Genomic DNA, 19,360 nt, shown 5'->3' on the forward strand with positions numbered 1-19,360 from the left:
GGAGGGCCGGGCCTGATCAGAGGGCCCGGCCCGTGGATCACGACACCGGATCGGCGTCTAGCAGTACGACCAGCCGTTGCACCTGGTCCCCGTGTTGTAGGTGCAGCACCTGCGGTACTGGCACCGGCCGCCCATCACGGTGCGATATTCCTCCCAGCAGCTGCTGGCGGCGGCCCTGACCTGGGGGACGAGCCGTTCGACGAGCCGATCGGTGAATCTGGTGAGAACCCGCATGACGTCCTGCTTTCTGTTCCCGGTCAGCAGCGGACCCAGCCGTTACACCTGGTCCCGTTGATGTACTCGCAGCACCAGCGCTTGTAGCACTGCTGCGGCTTGTCGTCCCACTGCCAGTAGCACCCCAAGGCTGAGGCCTTGACCTGGGGGACGAGCCGTGCGACAAGGCGGTCGCAGAGTCCGTGTAAGGCGTTCATGAGCCCTCGCTTCCTGAAGAGGAGCCTTCGCCTGGCAGCCTCACCCGGGCATCTCAGCGATTTCTCAATGACTTCTCAATGCTGTTCCGAACACATGACAACCTGCGAGGAGTCGATCTCCCCTGACTACGCTGGAAAGCCATGTTGATTCGGTTGCTCGGACCGGTGGAGCTGGAGCGCGCGGATCAGACCAGTGCGGTGCGCCCTCCGCAGGCCGCGCTCGCGCTCGCTGCCCTCGCCTGGGAGGTCGGCCGGGTCGTTCCCGTCGAGACGCTGCTGACCCGCATCTGGGGCGAACGGATCCCGTCCGGCGCGCGGAACACCCTGTACACGATCATCACCCACCTCCGCCACGAGGTGCTCGGCGACGACGGCGACGTGCTGCGCAAGCTCGGCGGCTACCTGCTCGACGTGGACGAGTCCGCCGTGGACCTGTCGCGGTTCCGCCGCCTCGCCGAGCGGGCAGCAGCCGTACCGGATCCCCGGCCGCCGCTGGGTGAGGCGCTGGCGCTGTGGCGCGGTGACCCGCTGACAGGGCTGCCGGGCGAGTGGGCCGAGCGGGCCCGCCGGCGGCTGCGGGACGAGCGGAAGGAGATCGTGCTGCGGTGGGCGCGTTCGGTGGCCGAAGCCGATCCGGGAGCCGCGGTGGCGGCGCTGTCGCCGCTGGCGGAGGAGTACCCGCTGGACGAGCTGGTCGCCGTCGCGCTGATCGAGGCGCTGCACGCGTCGGGGCGTACGGCCGAGGCGCTGACCTGCTTCGCCGGCGTGCGCCACACGCTCGCCGAGGAACTGGGCGTCGAACCCGGGACGGCGCTGCGCCAGGTCCATCGCATGTTGCTGCGGCAGGGCGAGGTGGCCGAGGCCGAACGTCCCGTACCCGCGCAGTTGCCCGTCCGCCTCGGGTGCTTCGTCGGCCGGAAGGCCGAGTTGGATGGGCTGGCCGCCGCCGGCGCCGTGTGCGTGATCTCGGGACCGCCGGGAGTGGGCAAGTCGTCGCTGGCGCTGCGCTGGGCCCACCTGCACCGCGACCGTTTCCCCGGCGGCCAGCTCTACGCCGACCTCGGCGCCCTCGACCCCGCCGGCGCACGCACGGTCCTGCCCCGCTTCCTCGGCGCGCTCGGCGTCGCGGAGAGCCAGGTGCCCTCCGGCGTCGAGGCGCAGACCGGGCTCTACCGCAGTCTGGTGTCCGACCGCAGGGTGCTCGTCATGCTCGACGACGCCCGCGGCGCCGAGCAGGTCGCTCCGCTGCTGGCCACCGCCCCTGGGTCGCTGACGCTGATCACGAGCCGGTCCGAGCTGCCCTCGCTGTCGGTCACCGTCGGAGCGTCCCTCCTCCATCTGGGCGTCCTTTCCCGTCAGGAGGCCCGCGACCTGCTGGCCGCCCGGGTCGGTGAGGCTCGCCTGGCGGCCGAGCCCGAGGCCGCGGAGCTGATCATCGACAGGTGCGGGCGCCTGCCGCTGGCCCTGGCCATCGTGGCGGCGCGGATGGTACGGCGGAGCGAGCTGCCCCTGGCCGAGGTCGCCGCCGACCTCGAACGAGCGGAAACCGGCCTGGAACCGTTCGCCGACACCGACCCCGCGATCGACCTGCGCGTCGTGTTCGCCCGGTCCTACCGCGAGCTCACCGAGGAGGCGGCCGGCCTCTTCCGCCATCTCGGCAGGCAGGCCGGGCCGGACTTTCCGGTGACCGCGGTGGCGAGCCTTGCCGCCCTGCCCGTGGAGCGTACACGGAAGCTGATCGACCACCTCGACCGCGCCAACCTCGTCGACCACTCCGCCCGCGGCCGCGTGCGCCTGCACGACCTGCTGCGCGCGTACGCCGCCGAGCAGGCCCGCGCCACCGACAGCCGCACCGTGCGCCGGTCCGCCACCCGCCGCCTGCTGGACCACTACCTGCACTCGGCCTGCGCGGCCAGCGCCATCTGCTACCCGCACCGCGAACGCGTCAAGCCGGACCCACCCGCCCCCGGCGTCGCCGTGGAGCACTTCGCCGGGCAGGGGGAGGCCCTGCGCTGGTACGCCGCCGAGTCGGTGGCGCTGCCCGCGGTGGTGTCGGAGGCGGCCGAGGCCGGGCTGGACCGGCACGCCTGGCAGCTGGCCTGGGGGTTCGGCGAGTTCATGCAGCGCCGCGGCCCCTGGGAGGAGATCCTGCACGTCGAGGCGGTGGCGCTGGGCGCCGCCGCGCGGCTCGGTGACCGCCTGGCGCAGGCCGGCAGTCACAGCCGCCTGGCCCGCGCCCGCGCCAAGCTCGGCCACGACGAGAAGGCGGTCACGCACTTCGACCAGGCCATCGAGCTCCACCGCGACCTCGGTGAGCCCGTCCTGGAGGCGCACCTGCACCTGGGCCTGACGGTCCCGGTCAGCCGGGTACGGCCCGGCGAGGAGCTCCGCCACGCGCTGCGGGCCCTGGAGCTCTTCGAGGAGGGCGGGGACACCATCGGCAAGGCCCGGGCGCTGAACAACGCCGGTTGGTGGCGCGCCCAGCTCGGTGAGTACGACCAGGCGCTCACCGACTGCAGCCATGCGCAGGCCATCCTGTCCGACCTCGGTTACGCCCAGGGCGAGGGGCATGCCTGGGACAGCATCGCCTACGTGCTGGACGCCATGGGCGACCACACGCGGGCGGTGGCCGGCTACGAGCGGGCGGCCGAACTGTTCCAGGAGTGCGACGACCTCCACCCTGCCGCGCAGACGCTGGTCCGGCTCGGGGAGACGCACGCGGCGGCGGGCGATACGGCGGCCGCGCTGGACGCCTGGAAGCGGGCCGTGGAGTGCTACGACGCTCTCGGGGACACGCAGGCGGAGGCAGTCCGCGCCCGCTGCGCGGCGCTGGGCCGCCCCACGTGGCCGTGAGCGCGTGGTTCCCGCAGGGCGATCACCACTCGGCGAGGCCGCCGTCGTCGCGGCGCCAGACCGGGGAGCGCCAGCGGTGGCCGGTCTCGGCGGCGCGTTCGACGGCGGCGGCGTCGATCTCGATGCCGAGGCCGGGGCCGGTCAGCAGCGGCACGTGCCCGTCGGCGTACCTGAACACCGACGGGTCCACCAGGTAGTCGAGCAGGTCGGCGGGCTCGTTGTAGTGGAGGCCGAGGCTCTGCTCCTGGATGAGCAGGTTCGGGGTGGCGAAGCCGGTCTGCAGGCTGGCGGCCAGGGCGATCGGGCCGAGCGGGCAGTGGGGGGCGAGGGCGGCGCCGTAGACCTCGGCCATGGCGGCGATACGCCGGGTCTCGGAGATGCCGCCCGCGTGCGAGACGTCCGGCTGGGCGACCGCGATCCCCGCCTCCAGCGCGGGGCGGAAATCCCACCGCGAGTACAGCCGCTCCCCCGCCGCGATCGGGATGGCGGTGGCCGAGGTGACCGCCGCCAGCTCGCCGGTGAGCTCGGGCACGACCGGCTCCTCCACGAAGAACGGCAGGTACGGCTCCAGCAGCGGCAGCACCCTGCGGGCCATGGGCAGGCTCAGCCGTCCGTGGAAGTCCAGCGCGATGTCGACCTCGTCGCCGACCGCGGCGCGCACCGACGCGAGCCGGTCCACGATCGCCCTGACGGAAGCCGCCGTGTCGATGGCGCGCAGGATGCCGGCGGCGTTCATCTTCAGCGCGGTGAACCCGGCCTCCACCAGCCCTGCCGCCGCGTCGGACGCCTCGGCGGGAGAGTCGCCGCCGACCCAGCTGTAGACCCGGACGCGGTCTCTGACCGGCCCGCCGAGCAGCCGGTGCACCGGCACGCCGTAGGCCTTGCCGGCGATGTCCCACAGCGCCTGGTCGATGCCGGCGACCGCGCTGGACAACACCGGCCCGCCCCGGTAGAAGCCGCCCTTGGTGAGCACCTGCCAGTGGTCCTCGATGCGCAGGGGGTCGGCGCCGACCAGGTACTCGGACAGTTCCGCCACGGCCGCGGCCACCGTGGCCGCCCTGCCCTCGACCACCGGCTCGCCCCAGCCGGTGATGCCCTCGTCGGTGTCGACGCGCAGGAACAACCAGCGGGGCGCCACCAGGTAGGTCGTGAGCGAGACGATGCGCATGGGTCCCTTTTCGATCAGTAGCGGCAAGACGGGTTCAGTCGGAGTCCTTCATGACGCTCCAGCCGCCGTCGACGGTCAGCGCGGCGCCGGTGACGAACGACGCCTCACTGCTGGCCAGGAACGCGATGGCGGCGGCGACCTCGTCCGGGCTGCCCAGCCGCCCGGCCGCCGTGGCGCGGGCGCTGCGTTCCCGGCCGGCCTCGTCGATGCCGTCCCACGCCCCGGTCAGGATGGGGCCGGGCACCACCGCGTTGGCGCGTACCTCGGGGCCGTACTCCACGGCGAGCTGCCTGGTCAGCGAGAGCAGCCCGCCCTTGGACGCGGCGTAGGCGGGGCGGCCGGGCAGGCCGAAGCCGGCGTGCACGCTGGAGACCGCCACGAGAGCGCCGCGTGCCCGCCGCAGCTCGCCGATGAACGCGCGCACGCCCAGGTAGAACCCGCCGAGGTTGACCGCGAGCTGGGCGTTCCAGTCGTCCGGCCCCACCTCGTCGGCTGGCCCATTCCGCAGCACGTACGCGTTGCCGACGAGCACGTCCAGCCGCCCGAACCGGTCCAGGACCAGCGTGCGCAGGTCGTCCCACGCCTGCGGCGAGGCCACGTCGCAGGCGGCGTACACGGCCCCGGGGACGCTGTCCGCCACGTCCCGGCCCGCCGCGTCGTCGATGTCGGCGACGACCACCGAGGCGCCCTCCGCCGCCAGCCGGCGGACCGTGGCGGCGCCGATGCCCCGCGCGCCACCCGTGACGACGGCCGCCTGCCCCGCGAACCTGCTCATCGGACGGTGACCTCCGCCGCCGAAAGGTAGGACCCGCCGCTGGCCCGGCTGCCCTCCAGCCGCACGTAGCGGGCGTCCGCCGCGTCGAACGAGGCGCTCTTCTGCCGCGCGTCGGCCGCCCACGATCCGCCGGCGACCTCCGTGAACGTCCGGCCGTCTGTGCTGAGGTAGACCTTGTAGTCCAGGATCGTGCCGTTGAGGTTGCCGTCGAAGCGCGGCTGGTAGTCCAGCGCGCTGACCTGCCTGGTCTCGCCCAGGTTGAGGGTGATCGACTGGGGCAGCGGGTGCGGCGGCTGGTACTCCGAGTGCCAGTAGGTCGCGATGTCGTCGTCCACCGCCAGTTCGGGGCCGAAGCCTGCGTGGAAGCTGGTCGCGTACACCTTCGGCTCGACGCAGTCCTCGGTGACGGTGACCGGGATCTCCCGCTTCTCGCTGCCGATCGTCACGGTGACGGTGTGCTCGCCCGGCTCGGTGTCCCTGGGCGCGGTGACGGTCACGATCACGTTCTTCGCCTGGCCGGCGGGCACGTCGAGGGCGGCCCCTGCGGGGGTGGCGGTGAGCGGCTCGGACGCGCTCACGCGGACCGGCCGCGACAGCGGCGCCGCGGTGTTGTTGACGACCCTGGCCATCACGTCGGCGGTGCGCACGGCGAGCTCGCAGTGATCGAGGGCGAGCTTCGCCGGGACCACCGACTGCTGCTCGTCGCGGGCGGCCCCGATGAGCGCCCACCCGAACGGCTCGTCGGCGTAGTACGCGGCGCGGCAGTCCCGGTCCGCCGTGTGCGAGCGCCCGGCGTCGAAGGCCGCCTTGCAGTCCGAGACGTCCGGCATGTCGGTGTCGATCGCGGCTTTCAGCACATCCCCCCTGGCGAAGACGTACCCGCTGTGCCGGCGCGCCTGCGCGTCGCCGCGCTCGAAGTACGCGTCGGTGTAGGCGCGCGGCCCTGTCAGGTCCGCCCAGAACGCCTGCGGCTCGCAGCCGATGGCCTGGTCCTCCGCGGGTACGGCGCAGCGCCCGGCGCGGAAGTCGCCGCCGAGCACGGTGACGCCGCCCTCGCGGGCGAACCGATCGGCGAGCCAGGCGGCGGCCGGCGCGGGATCGCCACCGGGGTGCGCGGCGACCAGCGGCACGCGCAGCGTGCCGTCCCGCCGCGCGGCCACCACGTAGGCCTGGTCCTCGTCCTGCACCCGTTCGAAGCCGCCGCGCGCGGCGGCGGTCATCGTGCCGGTGTTCAGGATGATCGCGTTCTCCCTGACCGCGCCGTCGGGCAGGAAGGCGGAGCGTTCACCCGCCACCTCGGCCCGGTAGCGCTGCCCGGTGGCCCGGCTCAGCGCGTTCGCCAGGTGGCGGGCGCCGGGGCCGAGGATCTCGGTGAGCAGCAGGGCGTCCGGCGCCGCGGGGGCCTTCTCGGCCAGCAGCCTGGCGAAGTTGTCCAGGTCTCTGGTGTCGCGGGCGTCCGCCTGGCGTACCGAGTCCTGCAGGTTGGCCTGCACCACCAGGACCTGGCCCGCCGGCGTGACGGGCAGCCGCCGCACCGCGGCCCCGGCGGCGGACGGCCCGGGGGAGGCGGACCCGGCGGAGGCGGACCCGGCGGAGGCGGGCATCGTGAACAGGCCCGAGCAGAGCGCCACCGCGGCGGCGGCGTGGAACGTCCTTCTCATGATCAGCCTCACATGTCCTGCAGGGCCGGGTGGCCGGATTCGACGACGAACGATCTGCGCACCGACGCGGCGCCACCGGCCGTGGTGACCTTGTCCACCACCACGTAGTCGGTGGTCAGCGTGTCGGCGTCGGCCCGGCAGCGCACGTATCCGCGCTGGTTGTTGAAGAACTTCAGGTGGGGGTTGGAGGCCAGCCACTCCTGGCCTCCCGGCGTGTCGTCGGATCCGTCGCCGCCGGAGGTGATCGAGGTGCCGACGAACTCCACGCCCACGCTAGGCGAGCCGGGGTCGGCGTAGTCGGCCTTGAGCTCCGCGGCGCAGTTGACGTGGGCGTCGCCGGTGAGCACCACCGGGTTGGACACGCGGCGCTCGCCGATGCCGGTCCACAGCCGGTCGCGCGCGGCCGCGTAGCCGTCCCAGGTGTCGGGGTTGAGCTGCTGCAGCCCGGGGTCGGTGAGCCGGTCGAGCTGGAACATCATGACCTGGTTGGCCAGCAGGTTCCAGGTGCTCGACGAGTCGGCGAGCCCTTTGAGCAGCCAGCGCTCCTGCTCCTCCCCCAGCATGGTGCGGGAGGGGTCGAGCCGCGCCCCGATGTCGATGGGGCTGCGGAACTGCCGCGCGTCCAGCACGAAGAAGCTCGCCAGCCGCCCGTAGCCGATCCGGTGGTGCATGGCCATGTCGGGCCCGACCGGCAGCGCGGAGGGACGCATCGGGTTGTTCTCGTAGAAGGCGCGGAACGCGGCGGCGCGGCGGCGCAGGAAGTTCTCCGGGGTCGCGCCGGTGGGCGACCGGTCGGCGCCCCAGTTGTCCTCCACGTCGTGGTCGTCGAGGGTGAAGAACCAGGGGGCGGCGGCGCGGGCGGCCTGCAGGTCGGGGTCGGTGGCGACGAGCGAGTGCCGCAGCCGGTACTGCGAGAGGGTCTGGACGAGCGCGCCGTGCGCGGGCGACAGCGGCGTGCCGCGCCTGCCTCCGGTGGCGCCGATCCCGTTCTCGTAGATGTAGTCGCCGAGGTGCCCGACGAGGTCGAGGTCCTGGGCCGCCATGTCGCGGTAGGCGGTGTAGAAGCCTGCGTCCCAGGCCTGGCAGGAGGCGAAGGCGAAGCTGACCGGCGCGGACGAGCGCGGGTCGGGCGCGGTCTTGGTACGGCCGACCGGGCTGTCGTCGGCGCCGGCGGTGAACCGGTACCAGTACGCCCGGCCGGGACGCAGGCCGTGCACCTCCACGTGCACGGCGTGCGCCAACTCCGGGCGCGCGGTGGCCACTCCTCTGCGGACGACCTTGCGCATCCCGTCGTCCTCGGCGACCTCCCAGCGCACCGGCACCTGGGTGCGCGGCATGCCGCCGAGCCCGTCGTCGGCGAGCGGCTGCGGGGCGAGCCTGGTCCACAGGACCACGCCGTCGGGCCGGGGATCTCCTGAGGCGACGCCGAGCGTGAACGGCGTGCCGGGCAGGGCGGGTGAGGAGTCGGTCCAGCCGCCGGGCACCTGGGCCACGGCGGCCAGCCCGGCCAGCCCTGCGGCGTAGGCGAGCATGCGCCGCCTGGAGGTCATGTGGGGGGTGGTCATAATGCGGCTTCGTCCTTTCCGGCCTGCGCGAGCAGGTCCCGCATGGCGGATTCTGCGGCGTCTGGATCGGCGCGGCGGACCGCGTCCAGGACCGCCCGGTGCGTGGCGGCGAACCCTGGGCGCTCGCCGCCGGCGTGCACCAGCCGGTCCCGCGCGTACAGCGCGGCGGCGATCACGATCTGGAGGCAGTCGAGCACCTCGTTGCGCGCGGCGGCGAGCAGCGTGCGGTGGAAGGCGATGTCCGCCTCGGTGTGCGCGACGGGGTCGGAGACGGTGTCGGCCATGCGGGCCAGCGCCGCCTCGAGGACGTCCAGGTCCTCGTCGGTGCGGCGCTGCGCGGCCAGCCGGGCGCCGGCCGGCTCCACCACGGCCCGGACCTCGGCGAGGTCGCGGAGCATCCGCTCGTCGCCGCGCTGGGTGAACCGCCACCGCAGGACGTCCGGATCGAGCATCGACCACTCGGCGCGGGGCCGGACGTACGTGCCGCGTTTCGGCCGCGCGTCCACGAGACCCTTGGCCGCGAGGGTCTTCAGTGCCTCCCGCATCACTGTCTGGCTGACGCCGTAGTGCCTGGCCAGGGCGGTCGGGTCGAGCGTCCCCCCGGCGTCGGGATCGCCTCCGAGAATGCGCAGGCCGAGATCCTCGACGACCTCACCGTGCATGCCGCGCCGTGGATAGCTCAAGGCCGCACATCCCTTCCGATCCCCTTATGAAGATGATAAAAGCATATTTTATGGTTATTTGGCCACGACGCTTGGGATCCCCCCTCCTCAGCCTGGCCGCGGTGGCGATGCTGCTCGTGAGCGCCTGCGGGGGCGGCGCCGCTCAAGCCGGACGGGATCCCGTCCGGCTCACCTTCTGGGCGTGGGTTCCAGGGATGGACAAGGCCGTCGAGCTGTTCAACCGCACCCACGACGACGTCCAGGTCACGCTGGACAACATCCCGCCGGGCCCGAAGGGCGGGTACGCGAAGATGCACGCCGCCGTGCTGGCCGGCGACGCCCCGTGCCTGGCCCAGATGGAATTCCAGGAGTTGCCGTCGTTCCTGCTCAACGTCGAGTTGACGGACCTGAATCCCTATCTCACAGACGCCGACCGGGCCGACTTCCAGCGCAACACCTGGGACCTCGTGACGTACGAGGGCGGCACCTACGCCGTGCCCCAGGCGACCGGCCCGATGGCTCTCTACTACCGGGCCGACCTGTTCGACAAGTGGGGCATCGAGGTGCCGAAGACCTGGGCGGAGTACCGCGAGGCGGCCGTCCGGGTCCGCGAGGCCGACCCGGACGCGTACGTCACGAACTTCCCCGCCAACGACACCTCGCCCTTCATCAGCCTCGCCTGGCAGGCCGGCACGCCGTGGTTCGACACCCGCGGCGGCGTCTGGAACGCCAGGATGACCAGCCAGGAAACGCTGAAGGTGGCCGACTACTGGCAGGGCATGGTCAAGGACGGGCTGGTCAAGGTCAGCCCGCACTTCGCGCCAGGCTGGTACAAGGACCTCGCGTCCGGCCACCTGGTGGCGATCCCCCTCGCGCAGTGGGCCGAGGCCATCCTCGCGGCCAACGCGCCGGACACCGCCGGCAAGTGGCGGGCCGCGCCGCTGCCCCAGTGGGAGGCGGGCGGCAAGGCCTCCGCCAGCAACGGCGGCTCGTCCACCGCGCTGCTGCGCGGCTGCGAGCATCCCCGCGAGGCCGTCGAGTTCGCGTTGTGGATCAACCGCGACCCGCGCAGCGTCGCGATGCTGATCGAGAGCGGCTACGGCTGGCCCGCCGCGATCGACGGCATGTCCAGCCCGTCGCTGACCAAGCCCTCCGCGTTCCTCGGCGGGCAGCGTACCGACCAGCTGTTCACCGAATCCTCCAACCAGGTGCCGGGCGGCTGGGTGTGGTGGCCCGGCTACGAGGAGACCAGGCAGCGGCTCAACGACAGCTTCCCGCGGGCCGTCGCCGGCGAGGGCACCTTCGCGAGCGCGCTGCGGGCGGCGCAGACGCAGGTGGTCGAGCAACTGAGGGAGAAAGGGCTGAGGGCCCAATGAGGAAACGCACCGCCGCGGTGTTCCTGGCGCCGTTCGTACTGCTGTTCGCCGGGTTCTTCGTCGCACCCATCCTGTACGCGCTGGCGCAGAGCTTCACCGTCATCGAGCGCTCCGGCCTGCTCGGGCTGCGCGGCCAGAGCACGCGCTTCGCCGGCCTGGCCAACTACGGCAAGGCGCTGTCCGACCCGGGATTCGTGGAGAGCCTCGGCCGCATCCTGCTCTACGCGGCGATCATGGTGCCGCTGATGGTGGTCGGCTCCACGGTGCTGGCGCTGATCCTGGAGGCCGGCATGGCGCGCTGGCCGCGCTTCTTCCGCACCAGCTTCTTCCTGCCGTACGGCATCCCCGGCGTGATCGCCTCGATCATGTGGGGCTTCCTGTACGCGCCCGGCACGTCGCCGTTCACCCCGGTGCTCAGCGCGTTCGGCATCGAGGTCGACCTGCTCGGACCGGGCACGGTGTTCTGGTCCGTCATGAACATCGTGGTGTGGTTGTTCGTCGGCTACAACATGCTGGTCGTGGTGGCCCAGCTGCAATCGATCCCGCGCACGCTGTACGAGGCGGCCAGGATCGACGGCGCGGGACGGTGGGGCATCGCCTGGCGCATCCAGATCCCGCTGCTGCGTCCCGCGCTCGTGCTGATCACCGTGTTCACCATCATCGGCTCGCTGCAGCTGTTCAACGAGCCGCTGGTCCTGCTCCCGGTGTCCGGCGGCCTGTCCACCACCTACACGCCCACGCTGACCGCGTACCACGACGCGTTCAACGGCAACGACATGGCCCTGGCCGCCGCGGAGTCGATCATCCTGGCGCTGGTGACCGCCGTGCTGTCCTTCGGGTTCCTGCGCTTCGTGGGAAGGGGACGCAGATGAGAACGATCAGCCTGCGCTGGCTCACCACCGTCCTGCTGCTGGTGCTGGCGGCGTACTTCCTGCTGCCGCTGTACTGGCTGATCGTGGCGGCCACCAAGAACACCGGCGACCTGATCAACTCCTCCCCGCTGTGGTTCGCCAACCCGCAGCTGTGGACCAACCTCGGCGACCTGTTCTCCTTCAGCGACGGGATCTACCTGCGGTGGATACTCAACTCGGTGATCTACTCCGGGCTGGGCGCGGCCGGCGCCACGCTCGTCGCCGCGTGCGCCGGCTACGCGATGGCCAAGTGCGAGTTCCGCGGCAGGGAGGCGCTGTTCAACGTCATCCTCGCCGGGGTGCTGCTGCCCACCACCGCCATCGGCCTGCCGCTGTTCCTGCTGATGTCGGACGCCGGCCTGGCCAACACCTACTGGGCGGTCCTGCTGCCCAGCCTGGTCAGCCCGTTCGGGGTCTACCTGTCGCGGGTGTACGCGGCCACGGTGCCGGACGACGTGCTGGACGCCGCCAGGGCGGACGGCGCCGGCGAATGGCGGATCTTCCTCACCATCGCCCTGAAGATCATGTCTCCGGCGCTGGTGACGATCTTCCTGTTCCAGTTCATCGGGATCTGGAACAACTACTTCCTGCCGCTGGTGATGCTGTCGGACAGCAGCCTCTACCCGCTCACCCTCGGCCTGACCAGCTGGCAGGGCTTCGCCGACCGGGAGCCGATCCTCCAGACGCTGGTGGTGGTCGGCTCGTTCGTGTCGGTCATTCCGCTGATCGTGTTGTCGGGGGCCCTCCAGCGGTTCTGGCGGGCCGGCCTGACCGAAGGGAGCGTACGCGAGTGATCCGCTTCGGCGGGGACTACAACCCCGAGCAGTGGCCGCGCCCGGTCTGGGCGGAGGACGCCGAGCTGATGCGCGACGCCGGCGTCAATTTCGTGACGCTCGGCATCTTCGCCTGGGCCCAGGTGGAGCCCGTCCCTGGCGACTACCGGTTCGCGTGGCTCGACGAGGTCATGGACCTGCTGCACGACCACGGCGTGGCGGTGTGCCTGGCCACGATGACGGCCTCGCCTCCGCCGTGGCTGGGGCACCGCCATCCCGAGTCGCTGCCGGTCGACGCCGGCGGCGTGCGCCTGAGCTACGGGTCGCGCTGCCACATCTGCCCGTCGTCCACCGCCTACAGGGAGGCGGCGCGGTCCCTGGTCACCGAGCTCGCCCGGAGGTACGCGGGCCACCCGGCGCTGGCCGCCTGGCACATCGGCAACGAGTACGGCTGCCAGGTGCCCCGGTGCTACTGCGACCTTTGCGCCGAAGCCTTCCGCGACTGGCTGCGCCGCCGGTACGACACCCTCGACCAGCTCAACGAGGCGTGGACCACGACCTTCTGGAGCCAGCGCTACTCCGCGTGGGAGGAGATCCTCCCGCCCCGCCGCACCACCGGCATCCCCAACCCGGCGCACACGCTGGACTTCACCGCGTTCTGCTCCGACGCGCTGCTGGACTGCTACCGGCTCGAAGCGGACGTGGTACGCCAGGCCACGCCGGACGTGCCGGTCACCACCAACCTGTGCAACGTCGCCCCCACCACCGACTACCCGGCCTGGGCGGCGGAGATGGACGTGGTCAGCGGCGACTGCTATCCCGACCAGCGCGAGCCCGAGCCGCAGCTGCAGAGCGCGCTGTTCTTCGACGTGTGGCGCGGGCTCGGTGACGGCCGGCCGTGGTGGCTGCTGGAGCAGGCCACCTCCGCGGTCAACTGGATGGGCACCAACCCGGCCAAGAAGCCCGGCGGCATGCGGCTGGACAGCCTGCAGGCGGTGGCCCGCGGCGCGGACGCCGTGCTGTTCTTCCAGTGGCGCGCCTCACGCGGCGGCGCGGAGAAGTTCCACTCCGCCATGGTCCCGCACGCGGGCCCCGGCCATCCGCTGCACCAGGCGGTCCGCGACCTCGGCGGCGACCTGCGGTCGCTGGGCGCGGTCGGGGGATCGCGGGTGCGGGCCGAGACGGCGCTCGTGCTGGACTGGCGCAACTGGTGGGCGGTCGAGCAGGAGTCGCACCCGAGTGACCGGATCCGCATGATGGACCGGCTGCGCGACCACTACGAACCACTGTGGCGACTCGGCGTCACCACCGATGTGGTGCGCCCCACCTCCGACCTGAGCGGCTACCGGCTGGTGGTGGTGCCCAACCTCTACCTGCTCTCGGCGGAGGCGGCGGCGAACCTGGCCGCGTACGTCGAGGGGGGCGGTCACCTGGTGGTGTCGTTCTTCTCCGGCATCGTCGACGAGAACGACCGGGTGTGGCTGGGGGGATATCCGGGGCCGCTGCGCGATCTGCTCGGCGTGTCGATCACCGAGTTCGACCCGCTGCACGCCGGGGCGAGCGTCCCGATCGTCGTGGACGGCTCGGAGTCGCCGGCCACGCTGTGGTCCGAGCGCATCGAGTTGGCGGGCGCCGAGGCGGTGGCCTCGTTCGGCGACGGATCCAACGCGGGTGGCCCGGCTGTCACCCGGCACGTCTACGGCTCGGGCGTCGCCTGGTATCTCGGCACCCGGCCGGACCCGGCGGTGATGCGGGAGCTGACCCGCCGCGTCGCCGCCGAGGCCGGCGTGACGCTGCCCGGCCTGCCGGAGGGCGTGGAGGCGGTCACCCGGGCCGGCGCGGATGGTGTGAGCCATCTGTTCCTGCTCAACCACGCCTTCGAGGAACGCCGCGTGCCGGTCCCCGGCGGCGGGAGCGTGCTGCTCGACGGCGAGCGGTCCGGCGATGTGCTCGTCCTGCCGCCTCGGGGGGTGGCCGTGCTGGCGGCCGGATGAAAGTTTCAGCGGCGGTTGACGGGGGGAAAGCGCTTTCCTACTGTGGCATCCGTTTCTGCTTTGCCCGGGCAAGGGACGCCGTACCCAACCCATTGGAGCAGCATGATGCGCCTCACCTCCGTCATCGCCTGCGCCGGCCTCTTAGCCGGCACGCTCGCCGTCGCACAACCCGCACACGCCGCACCCACCCGCTACGAGGCCGAGACCTCCCCCGCCGTCTGCAACGGCAGCATCGACAACAACCACTCCGGATATTCGGGCAGCGGGTTCTGCAACGGCGACAACGACACCGGCGGCTACGCCCAGTTCACCGTCAACGCCGCCACGGCCGGCACCACCACCCTCGCCATCCGCCACGCCAACGGCACCACCAGCGGCCGCCCCGCCGGCCTGATCGTCAACGGCGCCACCACCCAGACCGTCCCGTTCGCGGCCACCGGCGCCTGGACCACCTGGACCACCACGACACTGACCGTGCCGCTGAACGCGGGAAGCAACACCATCCGGCTCAGCCCCACCACCTCGAACGGCCTGCCCAACATCGACTACATCGACGTGGAGGCGGGCGGCACGACCGAGCCGCCCGCCGACACGTTGTACGTGGCGCCGGGCGGCAGCGACAGCGCGGCCGGGACGGAGTCGGACCCGACCACCCTCACCTCCGCGATCTCCCGCGTCGCCCCCGGCGGGACGATCTACATGCGCGGCGGCACCTACCGCTTCTCGCAGACGGTCACCATCCCGCAGGGCAACGACGGCACCTCCGGCGACCGCACCGAACTGTTCGCCCATCCAGGCGAGACGCCGGTGCTGAACTTCTCGGCCCAGAGCGAGGACTCGGCCAACCGCGGGCTGGCCGTGGGCGGGTCGTACTGGCACATCCGCGGCATCGTCGTCGAGCGCGCGGGCGACAACGGCATCCTGCTCGCCGGCAACAACAACATCATCGAGCGCACGGTGACGCGCTTCAACCGCGACTCGGGCCTGCAGCTCTCGCGCCTGGTCGCCGGGGCGCCCGCGGACCAGTGGCCCTCCGGCAACCTCGTCGTGAGCACGGTGTCGCACGACAACGCCGACTCCGACGGCGAGGACGCCGACGGCTTCGCCCCGAAGCTCACCGTCGGGCCCGGCAACGTCTTCCGCTACACGGTGTCCCACAACAACATCGACGACGGCTACGACCTGTTCACCAAGGACGACACCGGACCCATCGGCGCGGTGACCATCGAGGACTCCCTCGCCTACGACAACGGCACCCTGAGCGACGGCAGCCAGGCCGGCGACGGTGACCGCAACGGCTACAAGCTCGGCGGCGAGGACATCGGGGTCGACCACGTCATCCGGCGCAACATCGCCTACGACAACGGCAAGCACGGGTTCACCTACAACCGCAACCTCGGCACGATGACGGTGTCGGGCAACGTCAGCATCGGCAACGAGGAACGCAACTTCAACTTCGACGGCGGCTCCTCGGTCTTCCGCGACAACACCTCGTGCGACAGCGGGTCGAACGACCGGATCATCGGTGACGCCGACGGCTCGAACCAGTTCTGGTCCGGCTCGAACGGGTCGCGCTGCTCGTCCTACAGCGGCTCGCTGAGCTGGTCGTTCGCCTCGGACGGCCGCCTCGTCGTGACCTTCGGCGGCAGGCAGGTGACGCCGTAACAGGCATCCCCGTGGCCGGCACGGCGGTGCCCTGCCGGCCACGGGGGTCACTGGAGTGTGCTCCAGTCGCGCAGAGCTCTGGGGCCGTCGACCACCGTGTCGGCGTAGGTCTCGTCGGCGACGCGAATCTTCATGTACTGGGCGCCGGCGAACACCCAGTAGTCGTTCCGCTCTCCCGGCACGGGCATCGCCGCGTCGATCCCGTGCCTGAATGCGGGGTGCCGGTAGAATGTGCCGGCCCACCCGTCGAAGCCCGACGGCCCGAAGGCGACCTCGCCGCCGGGGCCCTCGCCGGCCAGCCTGGTCCTGACGTACCGGTCACCCGCGAACACCCAGTACTGCTTCTGATCGTCCGGCGTGCGCATCACCGCGTCGATGCCGCCGCCGGCGAGCTCGCCGAAGGCGTCCGCCCAGTCGCGCAGCGGCCGCGGGCCCGTCACCAGCGTGTCGGCGTATCCTTTCTCGGCGCCGGCGATCCGCATGCGGAGGTACTGGCTGCCGGAGAAGACCCAGTACTCGTCCCGGGACCCGGGGACCCGGAGCGTCGCGTCGATCCGGTCACGGAAGCCCGGCAGGCTCTGGAACGTACCTTTCCACGCGTCGAGGTCCGAGGGCTCGGACAGGCGCTCGCCCACCGGGTAGCCCGAGGCCGACATGCGGGCCCGGAGGTAGCGGTCACCCGAGAACATCCAGTAATGGCCGGGGGCCTCGAGGTCGGGATCGTCCGGCACCGGCAGCACGGCGTCGGTGCGGGTCGGATTCGTGGCCTTCGCCGCCGCGTCGGTGCCTGCCGGGTGCGCGGAGGTCCCGGCCGCGTCGGAGTCGGCGCCGGCTCCCGAGCGGCTCATCAGCGCGCCCGCTCCGACGGCCGCGGCGGCCAGGCCAGCCGCGGAAACCGCCGCCACGCCCAGCAGGCGGCGGCGCGGAACGGCGCCGGACAGCGAGAAGCGCTGCGTGTCCGGTGCCGTCGCGGCCAGGGGCCGCAGCATCTCGCTCGCCTGCTCGACGGAGGGACGATCGGCCGGGTTCTTCCGCAGCAACGCTTCGATGGAGGGACGCAACGGTCCCGCGCTGGCCGGGATGTCAGGTTCGTCGCGGATGACGGCGTTCAGCACGCCGACGGGCTCCGGACGGGCGAACGGGGAACGGCCGGACAGCAGCACGCACAGGGTGACGCCGAGCGAGAACAGATCGCTGGGCGGCCCCACAGGCAGGCCGCTCAACCGTTCGGGGGCGATGTACTCGAACGACCCCACCACGGCGCCGCTCGCGGTGAGCGACTCGCTCCCCGCCAGCGCCGCGATGCCGAAGTCGCAGAGGATCGCCCTGCCGTCGCGGCGCAGCAGGATGTTGCCCGGCTTGATGTCCCTGTGCAGCGCGCCGGCGGCGTGCACGGCCTCCAGAGCCGACAGCAGCTGCAGGCCGATCCCGGCGACGGCGGCGGGATCCATCGGCCCGTTGTCGGCGACGTGCTGCTTCAGCGAGGGCCCGTCCACGAACTCCATCACCAGCCACAACCGCTCGTCGTGGAAGACCAGGTCGTGGATGTTGACGACGTTGGGGTGGGAGATACGGGCGATGGCGTGCGCCTCCCTGCGCGCGCGGGCGGAGTGCTCCGCGCCCTTGTCGCCGGTTGCCCGCACATGCGTCTCCTTCACGGCGACCGTGCGGTTCAGGAGCTGGTCGGTCGCGCGCCACACGGTGCCCATGCCTCCGCTGCCGATGCGATCCAGCAGCACGTACCGGTCGGACAGCGCTAACGGCGTACGGTTATCAGCCACATGACCAACCTACTGATCGTCCGTGTTCCCGGTGCGGCGATCAGAGATCCGTATCAGCGCGAGCCGGCCGACCGGCTCGATCTGCTCCAGCTCGCCATGGTCAACCGGCTGGGGACGGCCCAGGCTGGCGACCGTGATCGAATTAGCGGATTGGCGCTGCTCCTCGACCGTGCGGAGGAGGCCGTCCGGCACCTGACGGGCGTGGCCGAGCTCCATCCCTATGACGAGCGCCCCGCGCCAGAGCACTCAACCATGGCAGCGGACGGCTCACGGGGACATCCATGGTGTTTGGCAGGATCGATGGGATGTGCGTCCTTCAGTGCCTCTTCGTTACCGGCGGCACCACGTACCGTGATATTGATGGGCGGTCGAGCTGAGCGCGCGACCCAAGGGGCGGGGCGTCTGACCTCGGTGGGCCCAGAGTGGAACGGCGTCGTATTCCTGACGTCAGCTCGAAGATCGCCGGAAAAGTCCGGATTTCGCGGAGGGCTTCCATCAAGATGCGTGAGTCTGTCGTCGCCGTCTCCGCAGGAGTCGGACTGGCGCTTCTCCTGGTCGGCGGCCTCGTGATGTCCATAGTGAAGTACACCCGCGCCCCGAACGTCGAGGAGCGCCCGCTCGCCATACCCACGACCGCGGATCTTTACCCGGCGGCCAGGCCGTTCACCAAACCGGAGAAGTGCGGCCTGGACGACGCCACCCTCGGGAAGCTGGTCCCCGGCGCCACCGACGATCCGGATGAGAATAGCTGCCTGTTCATGATCCCCCTCCGCGCCTCCGACGAATCTGGGCTGGACGGCCTGCTTCGGGTGGATTTTACGGCCGGCTCCCTTGCCGATGCCATGGACCACTACGACTTGGCGACCGATCAGGGGCGCCACAGCAGGCATGCCGTCGAGGGCACCTGGCAGCCGGTCATCGGGCTCGGCCACGAGGCGATGATCAGCTACGAAGCAGACAGGACTTCCAGCGAGGCCGTGCTGCACTTCAGGTCAGGTGCGGTGTCCACGAAGGTGGAATACCAAATGACCCGCATCAAGGGTTATGCCGAGGAACCGCTCGGGGAGAAGCCCACCATGAACGGCGCTCTGGATGCCGCCTCCGAGGTGGCCGCGGCCATCGGCGCCAAGGTGGACGGCCCGGCGGTGGGCGCCGGGTCGGGTCGCCCCGAACCCGCCCTCACGGCGTCGGACCCGTGCGAGCTGGTCGGAGAGGCGGCTCTGCGGGCTGCCGGCGTCGACCCCGCCTCCCGCAGCGTCATGGGCGGAGGCATACGTGGTGTCACAGAGGGTTGCAGCTGGGGCTCTGCCTCAGACGACCGGTACACCTCCGCGGGAGTGTCCATCACGTCGTATCCCAACGGCCGCTATCGCGACGGAGCGGCGGAGGCGGACGGACAATTCATCCACTACTACCACGAATGGCGGAACGCCAGTGCCGCCTTCTACGCCCTGCGAGGTCCCGGCCAGAAAGCCATGGCCGACTACCGGATCGACACCAATGCGCCGCACGTGGGGACGCGCGGGGCGGCCAGGGTCGTGTTCACGGTCCGCAATCTCATGATCACGGTGTTCTACTCCGGCAACGCCGACGGCAAACCGCTCTCTGAGGAAGCCACGCTGAAACCAGCGCACGCCATCGCCGAGGCCGTAGCCGGCAAGTTACCGGCACGAGTGCCGGGCTGATCGGGCCGGAGCGGAATCCAGCCGGACCGGAGGCACGCACGTGACCGTTGACCTCATCCA

The 19,360-nt window shown here is 71.6% G+C and carries 16 protein-coding genes; 7 read left to right on the forward strand and 9 right to left on the reverse strand.

Annotation, left to right across the window (positions count from 1 at the left end):
- Positions 1–57: 57 nt before the first annotated feature.
- Both ACZ6SA_RS41970 and ACZ6SA_RS41975 read right to left on the reverse strand, forming a co-directional pair.
- Positions 58–234 carry a hypothetical protein gene (locus ACZ6SA_RS41970; protein WP_347649379.1) on the reverse strand — a complete coding sequence of 59 codons (177 nt, stop codon included), beginning with the start codon at positions 232–234 and terminating at the stop codon, positions 58–60.
- A gap of 23 nt (positions 235–257) precedes the next feature.
- Positions 258–431, reverse strand: a complete 174-nt coding sequence (locus ACZ6SA_RS41975) for a hypothetical protein (protein ID WP_347649380.1) — start codon at positions 429–431, stop codon at positions 258–260.
- 141 nt (positions 432–572) lie between these two features.
- On the opposite strand from ACZ6SA_RS41975, the gene ACZ6SA_RS41980 reads away from it, so the two are divergent.
- Positions 573–3,284 carry an AfsR/SARP family transcriptional regulator gene (locus ACZ6SA_RS41980; protein ID WP_465834619.1) on the forward strand — a complete coding sequence of 904 codons (2,712 nt, stop codon included), beginning with the start codon at positions 573–575 and terminating at the stop codon, positions 3,282–3,284.
- A 22-nt stretch (positions 3,285–3,306) separates the two neighbouring features.
- Here ACZ6SA_RS41980 and dgoD read toward each other — a convergent pair whose 3' ends face one another.
- The 5 genes from dgoD to ACZ6SA_RS42005 are packed head-to-tail and all read right to left on the reverse strand — an operon-like array spanning position 3,307 to position 9,136.
- Positions 3,307–4,452 carry a galactonate dehydratase gene (gene dgoD, locus ACZ6SA_RS41985; protein WP_465834621.1) on the reverse strand — a complete coding sequence of 382 codons (1,146 nt, stop codon included), beginning with the start codon at positions 4,450–4,452 and terminating at the stop codon, positions 3,307–3,309.
- Positions 4,453–4,486: 34 nt separating this feature from the next.
- Positions 4,487–5,227 carry an SDR family NAD(P)-dependent oxidoreductase gene (locus ACZ6SA_RS41990; RefSeq protein ID WP_465834623.1) on the reverse strand — a complete coding sequence of 247 codons (741 nt, stop codon included), beginning with the start codon at positions 5,225–5,227 and terminating at the stop codon, positions 4,487–4,489.
- Entirely contained in the window at positions 5,224–6,888 is a 1,665-nt protein-coding gene (locus ACZ6SA_RS41995; RefSeq protein ID WP_465834625.1) for a discoidin domain-containing protein, read from the reverse strand. Before ACZ6SA_RS41995 ends, ACZ6SA_RS41990 begins: the two co-directional genes overlap by 4 nt.
- Before the next feature lie 8 nt (positions 6,889–6,896).
- Entirely contained in the window at positions 6,897–8,453 is a 1,557-nt protein-coding gene (locus ACZ6SA_RS42000) for an alkaline phosphatase D family protein (RefSeq protein ID WP_347649385.1), read from the reverse strand.
- On the reverse strand, positions 8,450–9,136 hold the full coding sequence (locus ACZ6SA_RS42005; RefSeq protein WP_465834627.1) for a FadR/GntR family transcriptional regulator: 687 nt from the start codon (positions 9,134–9,136) through the stop codon (positions 8,450–8,452). Before ACZ6SA_RS42005 ends, ACZ6SA_RS42000 begins: the two co-directional genes overlap by 4 nt.
- Positions 9,137–9,243: 107 nt before the next feature.
- On the opposite strand from ACZ6SA_RS42005, the gene ACZ6SA_RS42010 reads away from it, so the two are divergent.
- The 5 genes from ACZ6SA_RS42010 (at position 9,244) to ACZ6SA_RS42030 (ending at position 15,834) form a co-directional block, all read left to right on the forward strand.
- Positions 9,244–10,491, forward strand: a complete 1,248-nt coding sequence (locus tag ACZ6SA_RS42010; protein ID WP_465834670.1) for an extracellular solute-binding protein — start codon at positions 9,244–9,246, stop codon at positions 10,489–10,491.
- Positions 10,488–11,363, forward strand: coding sequence for a carbohydrate ABC transporter permease (locus ACZ6SA_RS42015; RefSeq protein ID WP_347649387.1), 876 nt, complete (start codon positions 10,488–10,490; stop codon positions 11,361–11,363). Before ACZ6SA_RS42010 ends, ACZ6SA_RS42015 begins: the two co-directional genes overlap by 4 nt.
- The gene (locus ACZ6SA_RS42020; RefSeq protein WP_465834629.1) at positions 11,360–12,196 is read left to right on the forward strand and encodes a carbohydrate ABC transporter permease; all 837 of its coding nucleotides are present in this window, start codon (positions 11,360–11,362) and stop codon (positions 12,194–12,196) included. Before ACZ6SA_RS42015 ends, ACZ6SA_RS42020 begins: the two co-directional genes overlap by 4 nt.
- Positions 12,193–14,169 (forward strand): beta-galactosidase, encoded by a 1,977-nt coding sequence (locus ACZ6SA_RS42025; protein WP_465834631.1) that lies wholly within the window; start codon positions 12,193–12,195, stop codon positions 14,167–14,169. Before ACZ6SA_RS42020 ends, ACZ6SA_RS42025 begins: the two co-directional genes overlap by 4 nt.
- 102 nt (positions 14,170–14,271) lie before the next feature.
- The gene (locus ACZ6SA_RS42030; protein WP_465834633.1) at positions 14,272–15,834 is read left to right on the forward strand and encodes a carbohydrate-binding protein; all 1,563 of its coding nucleotides are present in this window, start codon (positions 14,272–14,274) and stop codon (positions 15,832–15,834) included.
- 47 nt (positions 15,835–15,881) lie between these two features.
- Here the strand turns inward: ACZ6SA_RS42030 and ACZ6SA_RS42035 are convergent, their stop codons facing one another.
- Both ACZ6SA_RS42035 and ACZ6SA_RS42040 read right to left on the reverse strand, forming a co-directional pair.
- A complete protein-coding gene (locus ACZ6SA_RS42035; protein ID WP_465834635.1) occupies positions 15,882–17,615 on the reverse strand; it encodes a protein kinase domain-containing protein in 1,734 nt (577 codons plus the stop codon).
- A gap of 9 nt (positions 17,616–17,624) precedes the next feature.
- Entirely contained in the window at positions 17,625–17,861 is a 237-nt protein-coding gene (locus ACZ6SA_RS42040) for a hypothetical protein (protein ID WP_465834637.1), read from the reverse strand.
- Between the two features lie 176 nt (positions 17,862–18,037).
- On the opposite strand from ACZ6SA_RS42040, the gene ACZ6SA_RS42045 reads away from it, so the two are divergent.
- Positions 18,038–19,300 (forward strand): DUF3558 domain-containing protein, encoded by a 1,263-nt coding sequence (locus ACZ6SA_RS42045; protein WP_465834639.1) that lies wholly within the window; start codon positions 18,038–18,040, stop codon positions 19,298–19,300.
- Positions 19,301–19,360: the final 60 nt, after the last annotated feature.

The sequence above is a fragment of the Nonomuraea sp. NPDC049378 genome (genome assembly GCF_055586745.1).